Annotated in this window: 18 protein-coding genes; 13 read left to right on the top strand and 5 right to left on the bottom strand. The window is 57.8% G+C overall.

Annotation, left to right across the window (positions count from 1 at the left end; genetic code table 11):
* The first annotated feature begins 15 nt into the window (after positions 1-15).
* The 5 genes from ACZ1HN_RS14325 (at position 16) to ACZ1HN_RS14305 (ending at position 5,145) form a co-directional block, all read left to right on the top strand.
* Positions 16-960 carry an ABC transporter permease gene (locus ACZ1HN_RS14325; protein ID WP_472727988.1) on the top strand — a complete coding sequence of 315 codons (945 nt, stop codon included), beginning with the start codon at positions 16-18 and terminating at the stop codon, positions 958-960.
* Between the two features lies 1 nt (position 961).
* Positions 962-1,849 carry an ABC transporter permease gene (locus tag ACZ1HN_RS14320; RefSeq protein WP_472727987.1) on the top strand — a complete coding sequence of 296 codons (888 nt, stop codon included), beginning with the start codon at positions 962-964 and terminating at the stop codon, positions 1,847-1,849.
* 11 nt (positions 1,850-1,860) lie between these two features.
* Complete coding sequence (locus ACZ1HN_RS14315) at positions 1,861-3,642, top strand: gamma-glutamyltransferase family protein (RefSeq protein ID WP_472727986.1); 1,782 nt, start codon at positions 1,861-1,863, stop codon at positions 3,640-3,642.
* Positions 3,639-4,385, top strand: coding sequence for a DUF1028 domain-containing protein (locus ACZ1HN_RS14310; protein ID WP_472727985.1), 747 nt, complete (start codon positions 3,639-3,641; stop codon positions 4,383-4,385). The genes ACZ1HN_RS14315 and ACZ1HN_RS14310 overlap by 4 nt, the downstream gene beginning before the upstream one ends.
* A 64-nt stretch (positions 4,386-4,449) precedes the next feature.
* Positions 4,450-5,145, top strand: a complete 696-nt coding sequence (locus tag ACZ1HN_RS14305; protein WP_472727984.1) for a FadR/GntR family transcriptional regulator — start codon at positions 4,450-4,452, stop codon at positions 5,143-5,145.
* Positions 5,146-5,812: 667 nt separating this feature from the next.
* Here the strand turns inward: ACZ1HN_RS14305 and ACZ1HN_RS14300 are convergent.
* Positions 5,813-6,724, bottom strand: a complete 912-nt coding sequence (locus ACZ1HN_RS14300; protein WP_472727983.1) for a LysR family transcriptional regulator — start codon at positions 6,722-6,724, stop codon at positions 5,813-5,815.
* A gap of 110 nt (positions 6,725-6,834) precedes the next feature.
* Here ACZ1HN_RS14300 and ACZ1HN_RS14295 point away from each other — a divergent pair, with 110 nt between their 5' ends.
* The 4 genes from ACZ1HN_RS14295 (at position 6,835) to ACZ1HN_RS14280 (ending at position 10,325) form a co-directional block, all read left to right on the top strand.
* Positions 6,835-7,611 (top strand): CmcJ/NvfI family oxidoreductase, encoded by a 777-nt coding sequence (locus ACZ1HN_RS14295; protein ID WP_472727982.1) that lies wholly within the window; start codon positions 6,835-6,837, stop codon positions 7,609-7,611.
* A gap of 13 nt (positions 7,612-7,624) precedes the next feature.
* A complete protein-coding gene (locus tag ACZ1HN_RS14290; protein ID WP_472727981.1) occupies positions 7,625-8,590 on the top strand; it encodes a TIGR03571 family LLM class oxidoreductase in 966 nt (321 codons plus the stop codon).
* A 12-nt stretch (positions 8,591-8,602) separates the two neighbouring features.
* Positions 8,603-9,391, top strand: a complete 789-nt coding sequence (locus tag ACZ1HN_RS14285; protein ID WP_472727980.1) for an SDR family NAD(P)-dependent oxidoreductase — start codon at positions 8,603-8,605, stop codon at positions 9,389-9,391.
* Positions 9,392-9,479: 88 nt separating this feature from the next.
* Entirely contained in the window at positions 9,480-10,325 is an 846-nt protein-coding gene (locus tag ACZ1HN_RS14280) for an enoyl-CoA hydratase/isomerase family protein (protein WP_472727979.1), read from the top strand.
* Positions 10,326-11,783: 1,458 nt separating this feature from the next.
* Here the strand turns inward: ACZ1HN_RS14280 and ACZ1HN_RS14275 are convergent.
* The 4 genes from ACZ1HN_RS14275 to ACZ1HN_RS14260 form a co-directional block, all read right to left on the bottom strand.
* Positions 11,784-12,686 carry a ribokinase gene (locus tag ACZ1HN_RS14275; protein ID WP_472727978.1) on the bottom strand — a complete coding sequence of 301 codons (903 nt, stop codon included), beginning with the start codon at positions 12,684-12,686 and terminating at the stop codon, positions 11,784-11,786.
* A gap of 2 nt (positions 12,687-12,688) precedes the next feature.
* On the bottom strand, positions 12,689-13,135 hold the full coding sequence (locus ACZ1HN_RS14270) for an RbsD/FucU family protein (RefSeq protein WP_472727977.1): 447 nt from the start codon (positions 13,133-13,135) through the stop codon (positions 12,689-12,691).
* A 24-nt stretch (positions 13,136-13,159) separates the two neighbouring features.
* Positions 13,160-13,621 (bottom strand): GDSL-type esterase/lipase family protein, encoded by a 462-nt coding sequence (locus ACZ1HN_RS14265; protein ID WP_472727976.1) that lies wholly within the window; start codon positions 13,619-13,621, stop codon positions 13,160-13,162.
* 186 nt (positions 13,622-13,807) lie between these two features.
* Positions 13,808-14,848, bottom strand: coding sequence for an ABC transporter ATP-binding protein (locus tag ACZ1HN_RS14260; protein ID WP_472727975.1), 1,041 nt, complete (start codon positions 14,846-14,848; stop codon positions 13,808-13,810).
* A gap of 216 nt (positions 14,849-15,064) precedes the next feature.
* Here ACZ1HN_RS14260 and ACZ1HN_RS14255 point away from each other — a divergent pair, with 216 nt between their 5' ends.
* The 4 genes from ACZ1HN_RS14255 (at position 15,065) to ACZ1HN_RS14240 (ending at position 19,330) form a co-directional block, all read left to right on the top strand.
* Complete coding sequence (locus tag ACZ1HN_RS14255; protein WP_472727974.1) at positions 15,065-16,693, top strand: ABC transporter substrate-binding protein; 1,629 nt, start codon at positions 15,065-15,067, stop codon at positions 16,691-16,693.
* A 72-nt stretch (positions 16,694-16,765) separates the two neighbouring features.
* Positions 16,766-17,299, top strand: coding sequence for a hypothetical protein (locus ACZ1HN_RS14250; protein ID WP_472727973.1), 534 nt, complete (start codon positions 16,766-16,768; stop codon positions 17,297-17,299).
* A gap of 7 nt (positions 17,300-17,306) precedes the next feature.
* Positions 17,307-18,413 (top strand): carbohydrate ABC transporter permease, encoded by a 1,107-nt coding sequence (locus tag ACZ1HN_RS14245; protein WP_472727972.1) that lies wholly within the window; start codon positions 17,307-17,309, stop codon positions 18,411-18,413.
* Entirely contained in the window at positions 18,410-19,330 is a 921-nt protein-coding gene (locus ACZ1HN_RS14240; RefSeq protein ID WP_299596327.1) for a carbohydrate ABC transporter permease, read from the top strand. Before ACZ1HN_RS14245 ends, ACZ1HN_RS14240 begins: the two co-directional genes overlap by 4 nt.
* The last annotated feature ends 101 nt before the right edge of the window (positions 19,331-19,431 follow it).

Here is a 19,431-nt window from a genome sequence, read left to right as displayed (position 1 = left end):
TGCTGAGGTTTTGACATGCTGCTGTTCCTGCTGCGACGCATCCTGATTGCCATTCCCACGATTGTGATCATCTCGATCATGGTCTTTGGGTTGCAACATCTGTTGCCGGGCGATCCTCTTCTAGTGCTGGCCGGAGAAGAGCGTGATCCGGCCGTGCTGGAGGCGTTGCGCGAAAAGTACCGCCTCAATGATCCAATCCCGGTGCAATATCTAGCCTGGGTGGGCAACGCCCTTCAGGGGGATCTGGGCGTGTCGCTGCGAACCAATCAGCCCGTCACCGAGCTGATGGCACAAAAGCTGCCCGTGACAATTCAACTGGCCCTGATGTCGATGGTCTTTGCCCTTGTGATCGGCATTCCAGCGGGCATCCTATCCGCGGTCAAAAAGGGCACGGCGACGGATTATGTCGCCAACGTCGTGGCGCTCTCCGGCTTGTCCATTCCAAACTTCTGGCTGGGGATCATGCTGATCCTGCTGGTGTCGGTGAAATGGCAGTTGTTGCCCGCCTCCGGCTACGTGCCGCCGTCAGAGGATCTCTGGCAATCGATCCGCACGATGCTGATGCCGGCCTTTGTGCTCGGCACGGCGCTGGCAGCGACCTTGATGCGGCACACCCGATCCTCGATGATCGGTGTGCTCAGTGCAGACTACGTGCGCACGGCGCGCGCCAAAGGGTTGGCCGAACGTGTCGTCATCCTCAAACATGCCCTGCGCAACGCGCTCACGCCCATCGTAACACTAACCGCGCTTTTGTTTGGGGAGCTGGTAGCGGGGGCCGTTCTCACCGAGCAGATCTTTACCATTCCGGGCTTTGGCAAGCTTGTCGTCGATGCGGTATTCAACCGTGACTACGCCGTTGTGCAGGGCATCGTGCTTGTCACCGCTGTGGGGTTCATCTTCATGAATCTGTTTGCGGACGTCATGTATTTTGTTCTCAACCCGCGCCTCAGGGGAAATTGATATGACCCAGACCGCGACCCAGGCGCCAACGCCCAATGATCCCGTGCTGGAGGCCCGCCCCGAGAACCGCGTGTGGAAGAAATTCCGCAGCCACAAGAGCGCGATGGTCGGCGGTGTGCTGGTCGTGTTCTTCATCGCTATTGCGCTGGCAGCCCCGATACTACCGATCCCCGATCCTGCCGCGACGGATTGGGGTGCGGTGCGCAAAGCGCCAAACGGGGACCATTGGATGGGCACTGACGAAATCGGCCGCGATGTCATGGCCCGATTGATCTGGGGCGCGCAAGCCTCCCTGGCAGCGGGCGTTGTCTCGGTTGGGATCGCCGTTCTCTTTGGCGTGCCCCTGGGCATCGTTGCGGGGTATTTCGGCGGCTGGACCGACGCCGTCATTTCGCGCTGCACCGAGGCGCTTCTGGCTGTACCGTTCCTAATCCTTGCCATTGCGCTTGCAGCATTTCTGGGGCCATCCCTGACCAATGCCATGATCGCCATCGGGATCTCGGCCACACCGATCTTTATCCGGCTCACGCGCGGGCAGGTCCTCAGCGTCAAGGAAGAGGATTATGTCGAAAGCGCACGCGCAATCGGTCTGCCAACGCCCAAGATCCTCTCGCGCTACATCTTTCCCAACGTCCTGCCGCCCATTCTGGTGCAAGCGACGCTGACAATTGCCACGGCCATCATCGCCGAGGCGTCCCTGTCGTTTCTGGGCCTTGGTCAACAACCACCCGCGCCCAGCTGGGGGTCCATGTTGAACACCGCCAAGAACTTCCTCAATCAAGCCCCCTGGATGGCCATGTGGCCGGGCCTGTCGATCTTCTTCGTGGTGCTGGGGTTCAATCTTTTGGGTGACGGCCTGCGCGATGCGCTTGACCCACGCGAACACTAACTGGAGGCTTCATGTCCGATTTCACAACCCGCCCCGAGATCATAGGCACCTTTGGCGTCGCAACATCGACGCATTGGATCGCGTCGGCGGTGGGAATGAGCATTCTCGAGAAAGGCGGCAACGCCTTTGACGCAGCTGTGGCAACCGCACTGACGCTCCAAGTGGTCGAGCCCCATCTGAATGGCCCTGCCGGGGACATGCCCGCGATCTTTTACTCCGCCGAAACCGGCAAGGTCGAAGTGCTCTGCGCTCAAGGCGTAGCACCCGAAGCTGCAACGATTGAGCACTACATACAGCAGGGTCTGACCCTGATCCCCGGTTCAGGACTTTTGGCGACGGTCGTGCCCGGTGCCTTTGACGGCTGGATGCTGATGTTGCGCGACCACGGGACGATGGCGCTGCGCGAGGTCATGCAACCAGCCATCGACTATGCCCGCGACGGGCATCCCGTCTTGCCGCGCGTCGCCAACACTATCGCGGGGCTGCAAGGGTTTTTTGAGGAGGAGTGGCCCAGTTCCGCCGCAGTCTGGACGCCTGATGGCCGCGCGCCGGAACCGAACGAGCTGTTCAAGAACCCCGATCTAGCGGCAACATATGATCGCTTGGCCTCGGTCGCGGGCGACACACGAGAGGCCCAGATCGACGCAGCCCGGCACGAATGGCGCGAGGGCTTCGTCGCCGAGGCGATTTTCGACTATCTCAAGGACGCGCACGTCATGGACGTGTCAGAGACCAAGCACAGCGCCGTTCTGGCCCCTTCGGACATGGCTGACTGGCGCGCGACATATGAGGCGCCTCTGAGCTACGACTACCATGGCTGGACTGTGTACAAGATCCACGCCTGGTCTCAGGGTCCCGTGCTTTTGCAGGCGCTGGCGATCCTCAAAGGGTTTGACCTTGGCGCCATGGACCCGAACGGGGCCGAATTCGTGCACACGGTGATTGAGGCGATGAAGCTCGCCTATGCAGACCGAGAGGCATACTACGGCGACCCAGATTTCAGCGAAATCCCGATGGATGTGCTGCTGAGCGAAGCATACAACGCCGAGCGCCGCGAGCTGATCGGGGCCGATGCCTCACTCGCGCAACGTCCCGGACGGGTGCCGGGGTTCGAGGCGCAAGCGGATGCCTACATCGAACGCACACAGCGTGATTTCAAGGTCGGCAGCGTGGCTGCACAAGAACCTACGATGTCGCATCTCACCGAGAAACGCGGCGATACGGTACATCTGGATATCATTGACCGTTGGGGTAACATGGTGGCCTCCACGCCGTCGGGCGGATGGCTGCAAAGTAATCCGGTTGTGCCGGGCCTCGGCTTCCCGCTGAACTCGCGGGCGCAGATGTATTGGCTGGAAAAGGGCCTGCCGACCTCGCTCGTGCCCAAGAGCCGCCCAAGGACGACGCTCACCCCTAGTTACGCCGAGAAGGATGGCGTCCAACTGGTGTTCGGCACGCCCGGTGGTGACCAGCAAGACCAGTGGCAGCTGATCTGGTTCCTGCGATTTGTGCACTTCGGCATGGGCTTGCAAGAGTGCATGGACCAGCCGCTTTTCCATTCCATGCACTTCCAAGGCTCGTTCTTTCCCAGAGAGGTCAAGACAGGTGAAATGATGATCGAACGCAATGTTGGCGATGACGTGATTGATGATCTGCGCACGCGCGGGCACAAAGTGACCGTGGCAGAGCCATGGACGGTGGGGCGCCTCACGGCGGCGCTGCGCCAGCCGGATGGCACACTGCGCGCGGCCGCCACCCCTCGATTGATGCAAGCCTATGCGGTGGGCCGATGACGTTTTCCCTGATTGCAAAAGACACCGACGGAAGCATCGGTCTGATTGTCGCCAGCAAGTTCTTTGCCTGCGGCGCCGTGGTGCCCTTTGTCTCGGACAAGGTCGCGGTCGCAAGCCAAGCGTTTTGCAATCCCGTTTGGGGAACCGAAGGACGCGCGCGGATGATGGCCGGCGAGACTGCCGAGGTTGTCCTGACTGATCTGGTCGCGCGCGACGAAGGACACGCGATCCGGCAGGCGCATATGATGGACATTAACGGCCATTTTGCGGCACACACAGGATCAGATTGCGTTGATTGGGCTGGTCATCTGATGCGCAACGATCATTCGGTTGCGGGCAATATGCTGGCTGGCGAGGAAGTGCTTGATGCCACATCCGACGCTTATAGCAAGGGCGTCGGCCTTCCCTTTGCAGAGCGTTTGATCACTGCGATGCAGGCCGGAGAAGCGACCGGTGGGGACAAGCGTGGCCGACAGGCTGCAGGTCTTGTTATCCATCGCGGGCAAGCCCACCCTTGGCTCGATCTGCGCGCAGATGATCACGCCGATCCGCTGGGTGAACTGGCGCGCCTGTGGGACGTTGCCCAAGAACGGTACGTTCACTTCGCCAAAGGTATGCCCAATGCCGAACGATTTTCCGGCTTTCCGACCCGCGAAGGGATCGATGCAGATATCGCGCGCGCCGAAGCGGAACGAAAAGCCGCTGGCCGTCCAAGCCGGTCACATGCGGTTGAGCTTGAATAATATAGCGGGCACCCTCTAAAGCACATTTTGATCGTTTGGAGAGACTGGAACTGAAATGAACGTCATGCCGCCCAAAGGTCCGCAGCAACAGGTGCGCGCGCGTCTGCTCGAATTGATCAAATCCGGGGATCTTGGATCCGAAGGAAAGTTGCCAACGGAGCGCGAATTGGCGGACCGTTTCGGGGTCGGACGGCGCTTTATTCGGCAGGCACTGGATGCGCTGGAAGCCGAAGGTCTTGTCTGGCGCAAGCAGGGCAAGGGCACCTTTGCGGGACAGCCGATGGACCCGATGGGCGATCTGGCCGCAAAGGTCACGGGCGAGACCAATGCGCTGGAAGTCATGGAGGCACGCCTTTGTATTGAGCCCGAGTTGGCTGCTTTGTGCGCCCAACGTGTGCTTCCGGAAGAAGTGACGCGTTTGCGCATGTTGGCTCAGCGACAATGGGAGGCGACCGATGCTCAAGCCATGGAGCTTTGGGACGGGTCCTTACATCGCTTGATCGCACAATGCGCCCGCAACCGTCCTCTTCTGACCGCATATTCGATGTTGGACAAAATCAGGTCCAATCCCTCTTGGGTCCGCATTCGGGCAAAAGGCCGGACCAAGACGTCTTTGCAGGTCACCCACAGTGAACACACCGCAATTGTCGAAGCAATTGCAGCCGGCCATGCAGACGCTGCGCGGATTGCGATGCTCGACCATCTTGAAACACGGTTTGCTGCCTTGCGCGATGAATTGGTGATGAAAAAGATGTGTTAAGGATACCCCCGTCAATTGGATCAGTCAAAAAGGTGTCGGGTTAGCTAGAATGGTGGCGGTACCAGAACCGTTTCAACCTTTGCCCCAGCCACCCGATGCCTTCGCCCCGATATTCTAACGCATTTAACATGTCGATCGACTGGATCGAGACGGGATTGCCTGTTGTGGCAAAACCGATCTCAGAAAATCGCGCAGATGCTGCTCCGCCTCAGAGGCGGCGGTGAGGCGCGGAAAAGAGTCCCAGGAATGTGGCGGTTGCGTACATCATTAGGCACTGAATTTGATCGCTGAATACGCTTAGTTTTCCGATACCCTGCCAATCAGAAGGCGTATGGCCACAAGTAATGGGTCAGAACCAGCATTGGAATGCACGGCTCAAGCTTGAGTCGCGCATTTCTTGCATCTTGGCTAAGAGCCGGACTGCGGCGAAGCGACGTTTGACCCGCATGCCGCTAGTTCATCCAGCTGTCGATTTTGCCACTGCAGCGAATGTCTCCTTCGACAGGCCGCAGCGTAACGTTGTCCACGATTATCGAACGGCAGCTCAATGATCGATCCCTGGATACGGCGTTGGATGCTGCGTCTGCCTCGAGGTCTACAGTGAGCCCAATTTACCAATGCCACGGAGCGCACCAATAACCGCTTTAGCAGTAAGTTAAGCCCTAGCTTAGCCTTCCCATGGCGGGGTTTTACCGATCTCGGCGATCAGGAAATCCATAAACACACGGACCTTGGGGGAAAGCACGTTGGACTTGGGATAGATTAGCCACAGCGCGTTACCGTCGTCGCCTTCGTAGTCCGGCAAAACGCGCCTGAGCTGTCCTGAGGCGATCTCTTCATGCACGCTCCAGAGAGAGTTTAGGGAAATACCTGCGCCGGCCAAGGTCGCGTGTTTCTGGCTGAGCCCATCATCGATGATCAGCTGGCTTTTTGCTGCGCCCGGACTAAACTCGCCGGTCTCTCCATCTGCGGCCCTGAGCGGACGGGGACGCAGATGCCTGAACGCGATTAGCTTGTGATTGGCCAGTTCATCCGGGGATTGCGGCGTGCCATGCACGGCCAGATAGGAAGGGGCAGCGCAGAGAATGCGCTGGTCATCAGCCAGTTTGCGGCCTTTAAGACTGGTATCGAGCAGAGGTGCGTTGCGCAGGGCCAGATCATAGCTGCCTTCGATCAGGTCGAACTGCACATCGGACAGGTGCAAATCCAGCGTCAGATCGGGATGCTGGTCCAGGAACTTTGGCAGGATGGGCGCGATGTAAAGCTGTGCGAACGTGCTTGGTGCGGCGAAGCGCAGGGTGCCGCTGACATTGGCGGTGCCTTTGCCGAGGGCAGCCAGTGCGGCCTCTTCCTGGGCGATTATTTCACGCGCGAAGGGCAGGAAATCCACCCCTTCAATGGAAAGCGAAACCTTACGCGTCGTACGGTGCAGAAGCTCGGCCCCAAGGGCGTGTTCCAGCTTTGCCAGTTTCGCGCTGGACACGGCTGGGGCCATGCCAAGGCGGCGACCGGCGGCACTGATGTTCAGCATTTCTGCGGCCAGAACGAACAACCGCAATCCGTCTGTATTGAAACCCATTATATGCAAATCCCGAATTATAAATATAAGAATATGCTGTTTATTTATAAATTGATAGCAATCATATTTGGTTTCATCGCAAGGCTGACACCCCTGAGGAGACGATACAGATGACACGCACGGCCACAGTCAATTACCACGTTCACAAGGACGAACGCCAATCGTTCGAGCTGGATGCAGGTGGCATCGTCGGCAATCTGATCTCGCCCGAGTTGGTGGTGACACAGGTGACCTTGTCGGACACTCGAACAGCAAAGCGTCCGGTGGCGTTCGCGGCTGATGCCGTGGAATTCATAACCTACCCCAGTGCGGTGCAGGATTTTTGCGGCGACCACTGGAAAGACACCTACGACCGCGAACTGACGCAGCTTTTGAACAACAAGCTGAATGCACGCGAGGTCATGATCTTTGACCATACCGTGCGCGTGGATGACCCGGATGCAACACGCAAACCAGCGCGCAACGTGCACAGCGACTACAGCGAAGACGGCGCAAAAAAACGTCTGATCGATCTGCTAGGTCCGGAAAAGGCGGCGACATGGGAGGATGGGCATTACGCCTTCATCAGTGTTTGGCGGCCTGTAGAGCAGCCAATCAACAGCGCGCCTCTTGGCTTCGTGCGTCCGTCAAGTGTTGATCCGACAGACTGGATTTTGCTGGATCTGATTTACCCGGATCGCAAGGGCCAGATCATGGGGCTTGTGGGCAATCCGGATCATGAATGGATTTATCAATCGGTGATGACGCCGGACGAGGTTGCGTTTTTTAACATTTACGACAATCGCGGCCTGCCATCCATCGGGCACAGTGCGCTGGACATGGTCGAGGACCCAAGCCTAACCAGCATCCGCAAAAGCATCGAAAGCCGCACCTTGGTGCGCTACTGAGAAAGCAACCGTCATGTTCGACGACCACAAAAACGCGCGCTTCCCGCGCATCAACGCAGGCTATAACTCTGCGTTCCAGCCCGGCCGCCTGAGCATTGGCTTGGTGCTGCCACTGGAGGCGTATGCCGTTGGCCATGAACCGACGATGCGGGACCATATCGAAACAGCACAACTGGCCGAAGAGTTGGGGTTTTCCGCGCTATGGCTGCGCGACGTACCCTTTAACGTTCCAGACTTCGGGGATGCAGGGCAGATTTTCGACCCGTTTGTGTATTTGGGTGCATTGGCCACAGCGACGCAGCGTATCGCGCTTGGCACCGCCAGCATCATCCTGCCGCTGCGCCATCCGGCCCATGTGGCCAAGGCCGCAGCGACGGCGGATGTTCTGTCAGATGGCCGGGTACTGCTGGGGGTCGCATCAGGGGACCGGCCGGAGGAATACCCGGCGCTGAACCACAGCTACCCGGATCGCGGCGTGCGGTTTCGCGACAGCTTTGGCTACATCCGCGCGGCGGCAGAGCCCTATCCGCGCCATCAAAGCGATCAGGGGCGTTTGCTGGGCGACCTTGACCTGCTGCCCAAACCGGTCGGAAGCCGTCTGCCACTGCTCATAACTGGGGGCAGCCAGCAAACACCGGATTGGGCGGCGCAAAATGGCGACGGGTGGATGACCTATCCGCGCGATGTTGCCTCCCAGAACCGGGTGATTGCCGACTACCGGCAGCGGTTGGTCACGATGGGGCAGCCAAACAAACCGGTGATGCAATCGCTTTACGTTGATTTGCTGAAAACGCCAGATGCACAGCCACGGCCAATCCACCTGGGGTTCCAGTCTGGCACCAATTTCCTACGCAGTTATCTGCGCGACATCGAAGCCCTGGGCGTGAACCACATCGCTCTGAACCTGCGATTCAATCAAGCCCCAATTGACGCCACTTTGAAGCAATTGGCGGACGATTTGCTGCCCGACTTTCACTAAAGGACAAGATGTATGACCAAAACAATCCTCATCACAGGCTCGACAGACGGAATTGGCCTGCTGACTGCTCAGAAGTTGGCCGTCGATGGGCACCGTATTTTGTTGCACGGGCGTAGCGCTGCAAAACTTGATGCCGCCGCCGACAGTATCAGCGGCACGGTGGAAAGCTTTGTTGCCGACTTGTCGAATTTTTCCGCAGTTAAGGCACTGGCCGGTGACATCCGCGCCAAGCACGAAAAACTGGACGTTCTGATCAACAATGCGGGCGTTTTGCGCGCCCCCAACCCGACGCTGAACGGCGGGCTTGATATCCGTTTTGTGGTCAACACATACGCGCCCTATATGCTTACCGAACTTTTGCTACCGATCATTCCGCAGGATGGCCGCGTTGTGAACCTGTCGTCGGCAGCACAGGCGCCCGTGGAAAGGGAAGCGATGCTGGGTCAACGCCAACTGGACGAAATGGGCGCCTATGCCCAAAGCAAATTGGCGATCACGATCTGGACCCGTGAATGGGCGAGGACGTTGCCCGAAGGGCCTGCAATGATCGCAGTGAATCCTGGGTCATTGCTCGCCTCGAAGATGGTTAAAGAGGGCTTTGGCGTGGCCGGCAAGGACATGAATATCGGCGCTGATATCCTGATAGAGGCCGCGCTTGGGTCCCGGTTTGCCGATGCGTCGGGCAAATACTTCGACAATGACAGCGGCGCCTTTGCCAACCCGCATCCCGCTGCACTCGATGCGGCGCATGCGGCGGATGTTATGACAACGATCAGAACCGTCCTCGGCCAGCAAAGCTAGGACCGCGGCGCACGCGCCGCCCCAATCTCCAACCGTTTAACCCACCCCCTCGCGTCTCTGATGCCGAGGCTCAAGAAAGGACTGCCTCATGAAATATGAAAACTTTCAAACCTTCGACGTAGAAGTCGAAAACGCCATTGCCACAGTGACCTTCGATTTCGGTTCCGTGAATGTGCAAGGCCAGGAGATGCTGGCCGATCTCAACAGCCTAGCGATGCGGTTGGAACGCGATCGCGAGACAAAGGTCGTCGTCTTTCAATCGGCCAATCCCGAGATCTGGGTCTGTCACTATGACACGGAATTGCTAAAGGACATGTCAACAGAAGCCGTCTCACGCGACGAGGCGCATCTGCTGGAACTTCAATCCGTTTGCGAACGCATCAGCAAAGTCCCCCAGGCCACCATCGCCAAGCTGGAAGGGTTCGCGCGTGGCGGCGGGCACGAATTGGCCCTTGCGCTTGATATGCGCTTTGCCGCGCGTGGCAAGTTCAAGTTCATGCAGATGGAAGTGGGCATGGGTATCCTGCCCTGCGGTGGCGGCGCGTCGCGCATGGCGCGGCAAACAGGCCTTGGCCGCGCGCTTGAGATCATTCTGAGTGCGCAGGATTACGATGCAGACGACGCTGAGCGCATGGGCACAATTAACAAAGCGTTGGAGCCAGATGAGATCGGGCCGTATGTCGACGCGCTGGCGCATCGCATCGCGCAGTTCCCGGCGGCCTCGATCAACGCTTGCAAGCAGATGGTCTACGAATCCATTGACAAGCCCATCGATGACGCGCTGAAGGCCGAGGCCTATTGGCTTTACCAGGCCACCAGCAAAACCCCCGCGATCAAACGCTTCATCATAGCGGACGAACAGGCGCTGGAACACGACATCGAAAACCAGCGCAACTGGAACGAGCTGGTCATGAAGGTTCAGGACATCAACTGAACCGCCTTCAAGAAACACAAGCTGGCTGCCCCACCTGTCGGACGGCCAACTATAGACTCGGAGCCTACCAAGCGACTTGGAGGCAGCTGCAGCAAGTGCCCTTATCACTACCGCCGCCCCACACAAAAATGCGCCACCGAAATCTAGGCATCATTGCAAACACAGCGAAGGTGGTTTTGTCCGGACTTTGTCCGTTCACCCGAAACGTTCCGAGGTCAGTTGTGAGCCCAAAAACGGACAGTTGATGTAGACCTTCGATCGCCAGGCCGCGGGGTGGCGATGTTACCGGAGTTCAATGCGCTTTAACTCTGCCAAGCGTGCAAAGGTTCGAATTTAAATGCCTAATTACAAATAAATTGCCAACCTTTGCGGGCGGTCTGGCAATTGCTGGGGGCCTGCGGCCCTTGATTTCACGCTAGGGCGAAAATCTTGGAAGTTCGCTTTCTCCCGCGAATTTTGAGTTCGAACAGGCCAGACTTTGCTGATGCAGCGAATGTCGGCAATGTGGGTGCGACTGCAGCACACACAAGCTGCGTTGAGTGTCCGGAATGGGCCGGTCAGTGACAACGGCAGGAGATGGACCAAACAACAGAACAGTTCTGTTGGGGCAGGGGGGCTGACAGCGCCTCGCAGACATTTCAAAGGTATCCGATAACTTGGCAGTTTCTTTCGATGCATCAGCAAACGCGGCGCAAACGGCGACTCTTATGTGCACTGTCGGAAGGACCGCCGTGTGAAATTTAATAGCATTCCATCAATCCAAACGCGTCGATTTGGTATTGAGACGCTCCACAACCGTGCGTTCAATCTGGCAAGGCCAGCCGACGAGGGGCCGACATACCTCAGGCACAGGGGAAAATTGCCTATGTTGTGCTGATTGAGAAGGTGTTCGTGAAGTATGGCCTGACCAGTATCGCGCTTGGGCCGTCGATGAGATGCCGAGCACCATCGTGAACAGTTGCTTGAAGCGCTTGAAGCGGTGATTGAAGATGAGCGCGTGCTTCGTAGGTTTCGGACAAAAGCTGCGGTGTGACTGCCGTTTTGACTGGGTGCTAGTAAGCCAAGTAGCGCGCGCCAAAAGCAGCTATAACCTCAAATCGCTATGTGATTGTTTCCTTGGATCAGGAGGTCTCACTGTATCAGTTTGATCATTTTTACAATCAGGTATTGCGGTCGAATCTCTTATTGATGGGGCTGAAAGATAAGCAAAATCAGTTATTTAGCTATTTGAATTTCTGAGACTCAAGAATTATTGGATTTCTGCCTTCTGCTTAAGTTCGCACACGTATTCGTCGTTGAACCTGGCACTAGAGAAGCGATCGGTCGACCATATCTGACCGTCGTATTGGATCTTGCAACACGCATGCCAAGTGTAACTTAAGTGAGTGTGGTAGAACGGAAGCGACTGTGCGACAGTTTTGACCACGGCGTCCGGTTTCTTGTCGATGGGCCGGACGCTCAGAGTAGCGCGTCCACCTCTGATCGATACGGCATCGCAGGGGCGGTTCCGGCGCGCGTGACAGAGATGCCGGCTGTCGCACAGCCGTACTGTACCGCACGCAGCGCAGTGTCTCCATTGGCCAGCATCGCGGCAAAAGCCCCGTTGAATGCGTCACCGGCGCCCGTTGTTTCGACCACCGGTCCGGCCTGCACGGCGGGCACCAGACCGTGCCCCGATAGATATGCGCCCTGTTCGCCCATGGTGATGATCGGCATGCGCACACCTTTGGCGATCAACGCGGCACAGGCGGCTTCCGCCTCGACCTCGTTTGTGACTGCGATGCCCGTCAACGCCTCGCATTCGGTTTCGTTCGGGGTGACGTAGTCACAGAGTGCCAGCATGCCCTCGGGCAGATCAGCGGCCGGAGCGGGGTTCAGAACGGTGATGACGCCAGTGGCGCGGGCCAGTTCGAGCCCGCGCATGGCCGCATCCATCGGCTGTTCCAGTTGCGTGACGAACACGTCCGCGCTGGAGATCAAGTCCTTGTGCGCCTCGACATCCGCCGGCGAAATTAGGGCCGCGGCCCCAGGGGATACGATGATGGCGTTGTCGCCTGTGCGTTCCTCAATGAAGATAAAGGCGGCTCCGGTGTAGCTGTCGTTGATCTCACGCACATGCGGTGTGACGCCGGCCCGAGCCCAGGTGTCGAGCGCCAGTTTACCGAAATCATCCTGCCCGAGGTTGGTCATGAAGTGCGTGTCAGCACCGATGCGGGCACAGGCCACGGCCTGGTTTGATCCCTTTCCACCCGGCCCCAATGCAAAGTCATTGCCCATGACTGTTTCGCCCATCACTGGCATACGGTCGGCGCGATAGGCGGTATCAGCGACAAAGACACCCAATATGACAACGGTGCCCATGGTCAGCCCTCATCCGGGCCGACAACGCCCTTGCGCAAGGCAAAGCAACCGTAGAACCGCCGCTCTCCGGTCTGGATGACGGCATAGGCTTGTTTTGCCCGCTCGTAGAATGCGTAGCGTTCGATCCCCAACAGTGTCGGGCCTTCGACGGCGCTGACTTCGGTCTGAACCTCGTCCATCACCGGCAGGATGGTGTCGGGTTCACCTACCACCTCCATCCGTGCGGCGGCATCGTCGACAAAGGTGTCGATGGGGTAGATGGACAACACTGCGCGCACGACCTCCGCCGCCGGGCGGTCTATGCGCAGGACCTCGCCCAGCACAGTCTCGCGGGCCATGCTGTCCGAGGGGAAATTTGTGTCAGCAATGATCAGGTCGTCACCATGACCCATCGCCCGCAGCGCATACAGCACGTCGGCATTCAGGATCGGATCAATTCCCTTGAGCATGTGTGAACTCCTTTTCTTGGGCAATCAGTTCATTTGGTCCGCGACAGCCTTGGCCATGGCCGCGCCGATCGCGGCATGCGCACCGACGCAGAGGTGGACGCCGTCCACCGGATCGACTTTGGCAACGTCATTCAGGTCGACTAATCCGGTTCCGTGTCGGGTGGCAACGTTCTTCAACAGGGTGGGGAGGGCCGCCGATTTGGGTCCGGCACCTGCAAATGACTCTTTCAGTACGCCAACTTCCTGTGCGATGATTGGCGCAGCCAACAGGACGTCGGGCGCGAGAGAGTTGGGGCCACTGTCGGACCCGCGGATTTCTGTCACGAGCCGCTGTAGACCAAGGGTGATGTCGTGGGCCGACAGGCCGAAGCGCGATTTGAGATCGTTGGTGCCCAATAGAAGAATGACCAGATCGACGGGCCTGTGGCTTTCGAGAATGACGTGGAGCGCGCGCGCGGTTTTTGTGAATACCCTCGATCGGGTCATCCCAAACCACCGTCCGCCCGGGATGTCCTTCCGGAATGATGTCCCAATCGTGCGGCAGCGAACGGGCCATCACACTTGGCCAGCGGTCCGGTTTGTCATGTCGACGTCGATCCGTCGTGGTGGTCAGGCCAACCGTCCCATGCGTGTTGCTGTCACCAAAACAAAGGACGGTGCGTGGCGGCATGATCAGATGGCCAGTCTTTGGCCGGTCGAACTGTCAAAGACGTGCAAGCAGTTTGGATCCGGCGCCAAATGAACGGTCTGTCCAGGCGCGAACGCGTGGCGCTCGCGAAAGACTGCGGTGACATCCTGACCCTCGAAATTCAAAAAAACCAAAGTCTCGGAGCCAGTGGGTTCAACCACCTTGACCTGCATGGCCAGTCCCTTGTCGGCAAGAACCAGGTGTTCGGGCCGTACACCCAGACGCACTTTCCCCGCGCCTGACGGCCCGGCAAAGGTTTGATCGGCGATCCTGATCTGCTTGTCAGACAGGTCAGCATTCAAAAGGTTCATGGACGGCGCGCCGATGAACGTCGCCACGAACTCATTTTTGGGGTTGTCATAAAGTTCAAGCGGTGTGCCGACCTGTTCGATGTTGCCGCCTTGCATGACCACGATACGGTCGGCCAGTGTCATCGCCTCGATCTGGTCGTGGGTGACAAAGATTGTCGTGGTCTTGAGCCGCTGGTGCAGTTCCTTGATTTCCGTCCGCATCTGGATGCGCAGCTTGGCATCGAGATTGGATAACGGTTCGTCAAACAGGAACACTTGCGGATCACGCACAATAGCACGGCCCATCGCCACACGTTGCCGCTGCCCACCGGAGAGGTGGCGCGGCTTTCGATCAAGATATTCGGTGAGGCTGAGGATTTCGGCGGCTTCCTTTACCCGGCGCGCAATCTCTGCCTTGTCGACCTTTGACACTTTCAGCGCAAAACCCATGTTTTCAGCGACGGATTTGTGCGGGTACAGCGCGTAGGTCTGGAACACCATGGCGATATCCCGATCCGCTGGCGGCAGGTTGTTCACGACACGGTCACCGATGGCGATGGTGCCGCCGTTGATCGGCTCAAGCCCGGCGATCATACGCAACAGCGTCGACTTCCCACACCCCGAGGGGCCAACAAGGGCCACGAATTCCCCGTCGCCGATGTCCACGTTGACGCCATGGATCACCTCTACGGCACCGTATGATTTTCGGATGTCCTGAATCTTGACGCCTGCCATGCGCGGCTTCCCTTCACTTAGAAATTGGATGCTAGTGAAAGGGGTTTTTGTTGTCTACGTATCCGGGTCAGCTTTTGTTGACTTAACGTAAATCTCACGCATAGTGAGAGTTCCTCGGGGGAGTACGAGGCGCTATCACCTAGAAAAAATAACAAAAAATGCGCCCCACCATCTGCCCAAGGATGATTTGTATCACGAGATCCAGGGAGGATGGATATGAAGACCGGATTGTACAATTACATTAGAGCGGCGCAGAAAATGAACCGTCGGCAGATGCTGAAAGGCACCGCCGCGATGGGTGCTGCAGCAATGATGCCCAAAGGCGCAGCCATGGCCGACGGACACGGAAACGTCCGTGCCGAAATCCTGAAAATTCCAGGCGTCGGGGCCGGATCGCCCACTGACAGCGATTGGCAGAAAGTTGGCGAAATGTGCCTTGGCGCGACCAAGGAGAACGTGGCCGAAGGCGAGTTCGAGGGCGTCGAACTGACGTTTATGGGCCTGAACAACCAGAACCTGCACAACTTCCTGTTCCGCGGCTTCCTGAAGCCTTGGGAGGCCTATACCGGGGCCAAGATCAACTGGATCGACTTGGCGCAAGCCGACTATAACGCCCGCCTGCAACAGTCGATTGCAACGGGCACCGTTGACTTCGACATCATCGAAATGGGCGCGCCGTTTGAAGGCGACGTGCTGGGCAAGGGTCTGGCGTCCGAGATGCCCGACTGGGTCAAAGAACAGATCGACATGGACGACTACGTCGACTATCTCAAGGCGCCTGTGGGCACTTGGGATGGCAAGACCTACCGCGTGTCCATCGACGGCGATTGCCACAGCTTTGCATACCGTAAGGATTATTTCGGACCCGACGGTATTGGCGGCGCCGAGGTGCCGACCACCTGGCAAGAGATCAACCAGGTCTCCAAGGATCTTGTCGGCAAGGAGGACCCGCTGACCGGTCTGCCCGCACATGGCTATCTTGATCCGTTGAAGGGCTGGGGCGGCTTTGGCTTCTACTTCCTGGAAAACCGCGCTGCGGCTTATGCGAAACACCCGAATTCGCCCGCGTGGCTCTTTGACCCCGAAACCATGGCACCCATGGTCAACAACCCTGCCTGGGTGCAAGCCATTCAGGACGTGATGGACCTGATTGAAGCGGGCGCTTACCCGGCTGACCAGATCAATGCGGACCCCGGCACGACAGCCTTCCAGCAATTCCTTGCAGGTACGGGTTCCATGCTGATGTGGTGGGGCGATGTGGGTTCTTCGGCCCGTACGTCGGACACGTCTGTTGTCGGCGATGTGGTTGGCTTTGGCATCAACCCGGCCTCGGATCGAGTCTACAACGCACAGTCCGGCGCATGGGAAGACACGCGCAACGAAGCGCCCAATATGGCTTACATCGGGTGGGGTGTTTACGTCATGGCCACGGTCGAAGGCGACGAGAAAAAGAAGAAAGCAGCCTGGTCCGCGGCAGCCCATTTGGGTGGCAAGGACCTATCGCTTTGGGCGTCGGCCTATCCGTCGGGTTTCCAGCCCTACCGCAACTCGCACTTCCAATTCGAAGAGTGGGAAGAGGCAGGCTACGACCGCGCGTTCATCGAGGATTACCTCGGCTCGAACGCCGACAGTTACAACCATCCCAACGCAGCCATCGAACCCCGCATACCCGGCATCTTCCAATACTACTCGGCTGCCGAGGACGAATTGGCCAAGGGCTATGCGGGACAGTACGGATCGGCGCAGGAAACGGCTGATGCCATTGCTGCGGCCTGGGAAGAGATCACCGATCAGATCGGGCGGGACAGCCAGATCGCGGTGTATCGGGCATCCCTGGGCCTCTGATCTTGCCAGACTTTTGGGCAGCAGCAACAGCACTGCTGCCCAGAAACGAAATTTCTCAAGACGTGGCTATTCATGCAGATTGCAAAAATCCTCAGAGATGCTGGCTATTCGAAAGAAACTATTCGCCAAGTTTTGATCAAAAAACCGGTTCAAGAAACAGGTTCGAACGGCAGCGTAGCCGCCCCCCGTGTCGAGGTCGCCAAGCTTGGACACCAACACCAAGATGGTACTTTACGAACTCTGCATCCTGTCAATGTACGATTGGACTTAAAAACTGTTTGGGGTGCAGGAGGTGCAGCATGGAAGTTGTCCGAAGCAGAATCCTTCGGTGCTTTTGTCCTCACGCTGGCATGCGCAACAATGGGGCTGGCGGCCAAGACTTTTTCCGAAATTGAAAACTCTGTGGTCGAGTGTATCCATGAAAATTGCGACCTGCCTTTGCAAACGACGGCAGCTTACAAGTTGACCAAGGATTGTCTCGCGGCGAAAGGTTTCAGCCTTGATCTTGTGAAGTTCGAGGGCACATTGACGGCTTTGGACAAATACAAAGTCTGTGAAATCATAGATGGAGACCTCAACATAGCTCAAGAAATCTGGCGGACCTGACCTGAGCATGACGAACACCGAGGGCGACCTTCTTCACACAGTAACCGCCGATGACATTTCCGAAACGCGAAAGCGCTTGGGGAAAAGCATGGTCTGGGGTGCGGGACTGCTGTGTGTCGGCCTTGCCGCATGGCAAATGGCGTTCGAGATGGACCGCGTTGGCCAAGGTTTCGGAAATTGGCGCCCCGTGCTGTACGCGTACATGCTTTGGGCAACGGCGCTCTGTGTCTCGCAGGTCATGGTTCGGGGCGAAGCGGGCAAGCGGACGCTGTTTGTTTTGCCTGCGGCACTATTCGTGATCAGCCTCGTTGTCTTTCCATTGCTTTTTGCGCTCTACATCTCCTTCACGGACTGGAATCTGGCGTCCGTTGATGGCCCAAAGCCCAATGGCTGGGCGAACATGGTGCAGATGTGGAACGACCAGTTCTACTGGAACGCACTGAAAAACATGGTTTACTACGTCCTGGCGGTTAGCGTGGAATACGTGATCGCCTTCGGCCTTGCGCTGCTGCTCAACGCGCAAATCCGGGCGCGCAAGTTCTTTCGTGTCGTCTTTCTACTGCCCCTGATGCTGAGCCCGGTTGCGGTGTCCTGGATGATTGGCAAGTCGATGTTGGAGGTGCGGTTCGGCCCCATCTCGCGGCTTGTGCGCGAACTTGGGTTCGAACCGAGTTTCTTTGGCAGCCCGGAGATTGCCCGTTTCATGATTATGGCTATGGACGCGTGGACCTTTATCCCGTTCATGATGATCATGCTGCTGGCTGGGCTTCAGGCGCTGCCGCGCGAGGTGATCGAAGCCTCAAAAGTGGACGGAGCATCCGGCTGGCAAAGTTTCAAAGAGGTGATCTTTCCCTTGATGTTGCCAGTGTCTGTCACGGCCATCGTTATCCGCGTCATCTTCAAGCTGAAGCTGGCAGATATCATCATCAACGTGACATCTGGCGGACCGGGCGGCGCCACTGACTCGGTCACCAGTTTCATTTTTCGTGAGTACCGTGACCGTTCGAACGTGGGATATGGCACGCTTCTGGCGATGGTGTACCTCGTGCTGATCATCATCTTTGTCACGCTGCTGCTCAAGCTGGTGAGCCGTTGGATGGAGCGCCCCGCATGACCAATGCTGCCGTTTTCAAGGATCACGACGCGGATCGCGTAGTCCGCATGAAATGGTGGACCAGCAGAGTGGCCATTTACACCGCGCTGATCGTCTGGGCCATCGTGTGCCTATTCCCGATCTACTGGACCATTACCACCTCATTCAAGCTGGCCCCGGACGTGATGCGGGGTAACATGGTGCCCTGGTGGGATTTCACCCCGCGCTGGAAGGGGTGGGAGTCGCTGGGCATCTCACCGCGGTTGATCGGAGAAGTGTCGACCGTGCGGGAAGAGTTTCTGAAACGCTTCTGGAATAGTGCAATTGTTGCCACTTCAGCGTCGTTGCTTGCCGTCGTTCTGGGGTCGCTCGCTGCCTATGGTCTGTCCCGGTTCAATTACCGGTTCGGGTTCATGCGCAACTCGGACATCTCGTTCTTTTTCCTGAGCCAGATGATCCTGCCGCCCGTGGTTCTGGCCCTGCCGTTCCTAGTCCTTTACCGCTCACTTGACTTGCTCGACAGCCAGATTGGTCTGATCCTGCTGTACACTCTGATGGTGCTGCCAATCGTGATCTGGATCATGCGTGACCAGTTCCAGGGCATTCCGGTTGAGCTAGAAGAGGCCGCTCTGGTCGATGGTTTGGGCATCTGGGGCGCCTTCATCCAGATTGTTTTGCCGATCGCGCTTCCTGGCATGGTCGCCGCATTCATCCTGAGCCTCGTGCTGTGCTGGAACGAATACTTCTTTGCCGCTCTGCTGAGTTCGACCAACGCCACAACCTTGCCCGTCATGGTGGCCAGTCAGACCGGATCGCAAGGGATCAACTGGTGGTCCATGGCAGCGCTGTCTTCGGCCGCGATCCTGCCACTGATTATCGTCGCCATCTTTCTTGAGAAATACATCATCAAGGGCATGGCGGCAGGAGCGGTGAAGTAGTCACGGAGTAGATGCCTGCTCTCGCATCATCTGCGACTTTCAAACTCGTCCAGTCCGTCACTGCGACGAGGCGCATATGTTGTCAGTCCGCATCATTTGAA

The organism is Tateyamaria sp. GN1-10 (assembly GCF_055693845.1).
This window is presented reverse-complemented; position numbering and strand designations above follow the sequence as displayed.